This window comes from Dietzia sp. B19 (assembly GCF_014145155.1).
GTDB lineage: Bacteria > Actinomycetota > Actinomycetes > Mycobacteriales > Mycobacteriaceae > Dietzia > Dietzia natronolimnaea.
The window spans coordinates 1-3,254 of record NZ_JAALED010000223.1 but is presented as its reverse complement, the minus strand read 5'-3'; the positions used below and the strand labels follow the sequence as shown (position 1 = coordinate 3,254).

Sequence of the window (3,254 nt, the reverse complement as noted above, 5' to 3'; positions counted from 1 at the left end):
GCCCCGCTCCCGCGATCCGCCCCGCCCCCGGCTCCGATCCCGCCATCAGCCCCGCCCCCTCCTGGCCCGCGAGTCCGGGCCGCTCGGGAATCCACGCTAGGTGCGCGGCCGGGCCGGATGCGGCCCGCGAGAGGGGTCGGTGGATAGTTCGGACGACCATCCACAGGCTCAGTCCAGGTCGGCTCAGAGCAGGTCGGGCTGCTCGGCGTACCGGCCGCCCACATACATCCGGAGCAGCACCGCGACGAGTCCCACTCCGAAGAGCGCCATCCCGCCGAACAACAGCCCTTCCGGCAACCGCTGTCCCGGCGCTTCGACGGCGATCACGATCCCCACCTGCATCGCGACCAGCAGCGCCAGGGTGACCACGACGATCAGCCATAGATCCTCACGCACCAGTCGCTCGAACCTGCGCAGCCTCGGCGCGGTCGCCGTCCACCACTCCTTGCGGGGTCCGTTGATGAGCTCAGGCGCGCGGAGGACGATGAGCGTGGTCAGCAGCGGGAGAGGCAGCACCATCAGCAGGGGCAACAGCGCCGAGAACGCCAGCGCGCCACCCTTGCTGGACCACCCGTCCGGTTCGCCTCCCGCACCGAAGTGCGTGGGCACCCGCTCCGGCAGGACCATCACCTGCCAGACCAGCGCCGCCAGCCAGACCACCACGGTGGCCACGACCAGGATCAGGATCCAGGGGCTGGTCGGTTCCTTCGGGAGGCCGCGGGCCTCGTCGGCAACCGAATTCGTCGTCGTCATACGGCCCTCGTCGTCGTCATCTAGTCGAGGCCCCGCGACCCTGCGGCCGTGCGGCGCACGCCTACCTCACCACCGTCACCCGCGAGGCGGCCTCGCGGGCCCGCTCGCGCGCGGTCTCCACGTCCTCGGCGGTGGCCACGGCCACGCCCATGCGGCGGAACTCGCTGGCCGAGGGTTTGCCGAACAGTCGCAGATCCGACTCCGGCACCGCGAGCGCGCGGGCCACACCCTCGAACCCGACCCCCTCGGCCGTCCCGCCGGCGGAGCCGACCTGGCCGGCGCCGCCGATACCAGACCCACCGTAGATCACCGCCGACGCGCCCGGGCTGGACATGGTGGTGACCACCGGCAGTCCCAATACGGCCCGCGCGTGCATGTCGAACTCACTGAGCACCTGACTGCGCAGCGTCACCAGACCGGTGTCGTGCGGCCGCGGGCTCACCTCGGAGAAGTAGACGTCCACTCCCTGCACGAACAGCTCCACCCCGAACACGCCCACCCCGCCGAGCGCACCGGTCACGCGCGCCGCCACCGAGCGCGCCGAGTCGTAGGCGTCCTGCGTCATGGCCTGCGGCTGCCACGATTCGACGTAGTCGCCGCGCTCCTGACGGTGACCGATCGGCTCGCAGAAGTCGGTCCGGATCTCCCCCGTCCGCGGGTCCACGCTGCGGACGGTGAGCAGGGTGATCTCGTACTCGAAGTCCACGAACGACTCCACGATCACGCGCGCCCCCGTCACCCGCGCACCGGACTGGGCGTAGGTCCACGCCGCCTCCACGTCCTCGGGGCCGTGGAGGGAGGACTGTCCCTTTCCCGACGACGACATCGTGGGCTTGACCAGGCACGGGAACCCGATCTGAGCGCACGCCTCCTGCAGCTCCTCCAGCGAGGAGGCGAACGCGTAGCGGCTCGTGGGCAGACCCAGCTCCTCGGCCGCCAGGCGGCGGATGCCCTCGCGGTCCATGGTCAGCTGCACGGCCCGGGCGGTGGGCACGACACGGGCCAGCCCGTCCTGCTCGATCTGCGCCAGCGCGGCGGTGGCGATGGCCTCGATCTCCGGCAGGATCACCTGCGGCTTCTCGAGTTCCACCACCCGGCGCACCTCGCCCGAGTCGGTCATGTCGATCGTGTGGCTGCGGTGGGCGACCTGGTGGGCGGGGGCGCCCGCGTAGCGGTCCACCGCGATCACCTCGACCCCCAGGCGCTGCAGCGCGATCGTCACCTCCTTGCCCAGCTCGCCGGAGCCCAGCAGCATCACGCGGGTCGCGTCCGGGGTGCCCGGCGTGCCGAAGCGGTCGACGACTGGCGGGGCGAGGGGATCGTGCGCTGCGGTCATGGCGCCCACGCTAGTAGACCTCCGTCGCCGGCCTCTATCGCGTGCTCCCCCGCTCCCGCGGACCGGCAGAAGATAACGTGTGTGCAACGCCACACGAAAGGGCACACCTGTGACCACTGCCTCCTCCGGCCCCCTGGCCGGCATCCGCGTCGTCGAACTCAACGGAATCGGCCCCGGCCCCCACGCGTGCATGATGCTCGCCGACCTGGGCGCGGACGTCGTGACCGTCATGCGCCCCGGTGAGCTCGCCAGGTCCGCCGACGGCTGGGCGCACATCACCCGGCGGGGCCGGACCGTGGTGGAGGCCGACCTCAAGAGCGAGGACGGGCTGGCGCAGGTCCGCGGCCTGATCGCCAAGGCCGACGTGCTGGTCGAGGGCTTCCGCCCCGGGGTCACCGAGCGCATGGGCCTCGGCCCCGACGAGTGCCTCGAGTCCAACCCGCGGCTCGTGTACGCGCGGATGACCGGCTGGGGCCAGCACGGCCCGCTCGCGCACACCGCCGGCCACGACCTCAACTACATCTCGCTCACCGGGCACCTCAACGCCACCGCCCGCAAGGGCGAGCGCCCGGTTCCGCCGCTCAACCTGGTCGGCGACTTCGGCGGCGGGTCGATGTTCCTCATCCAGGGCATCCTCGCCGCGATCATCGAGCGCGCCACCTCCGGCAAGGGTCAGGTCATCGACACCGCCATGACCGACGGCGCCTCCGTGCTGGGCCAGTTCCAGTGGGCCATGCGCGCCCGCGACCAGTGGTCGGACGTCGCCGGGACCAACATGCTCGACACCGGGTTCCCGTTCTACGACGTGTACACCTGCTCGGACGGCAAGTTCATGGCCGTGGGCTGCCTCGAGCCGCAGTTCTACGCGGAGTTCGCGCGACTGATGGGCATCGACGGCGAGGACATGCCCGGGCAGTTCGACATGGACCGCTGGGACGAGCTGCGCGAGATCATCGCCGGGAAGTTCGCCGGGAAGCCCCGCGACGAGTGGGCCGAGCTGTTCTACGGCACCGACGCCTGCACGACCCCGGTGCTGACCTACACCGAGGCGCTGTCCCATCCCCATATGACGGCGAGGGAGACCTTCGTCGAGGTCGCCGGGGACATGGGGCCGGCGCCCGCGCCGCGCTTCTCGCGCACCCCGGCGCCTGCCGTCCCGGCCGCG

Annotated in this window: 3 protein-coding genes; 1 reads left to right on the top strand and 2 read right to left on the bottom strand. The window is 71.7% G+C overall.

Translation table 11 applies throughout. The features are described from left to right. Positions 1-183: 183 nt before the first annotated feature. Together G6020_RS07470 and purT are read right to left on the bottom strand one after the other, a co-directional pair. The gene (locus G6020_RS07470; RefSeq protein WP_182610191.1) at positions 184-753 is read right to left on the bottom strand and encodes a DUF1648 domain-containing protein; all 570 of its coding nucleotides are present in this window, start codon (positions 751-753) and stop codon (positions 184-186) included. Positions 754-814: 61 nt separating this feature from the next. Beyond that, entirely contained in the window at positions 815-2,089 is a 1,275-nt protein-coding gene (gene purT / locus G6020_RS07465) for a formate-dependent phosphoribosylglycinamide formyltransferase (RefSeq protein WP_182610190.1), read from the bottom strand. Between the two features lie 109 nt (positions 2,090-2,198). Between purT and G6020_RS07460 the strand changes: the two genes are divergently transcribed. After that, positions 2,199-3,254: CoA transferase (locus tag G6020_RS07460; RefSeq protein ID WP_182610189.1), on the top strand; the 1,056-nt coding region annotated here is incomplete at its 3' end.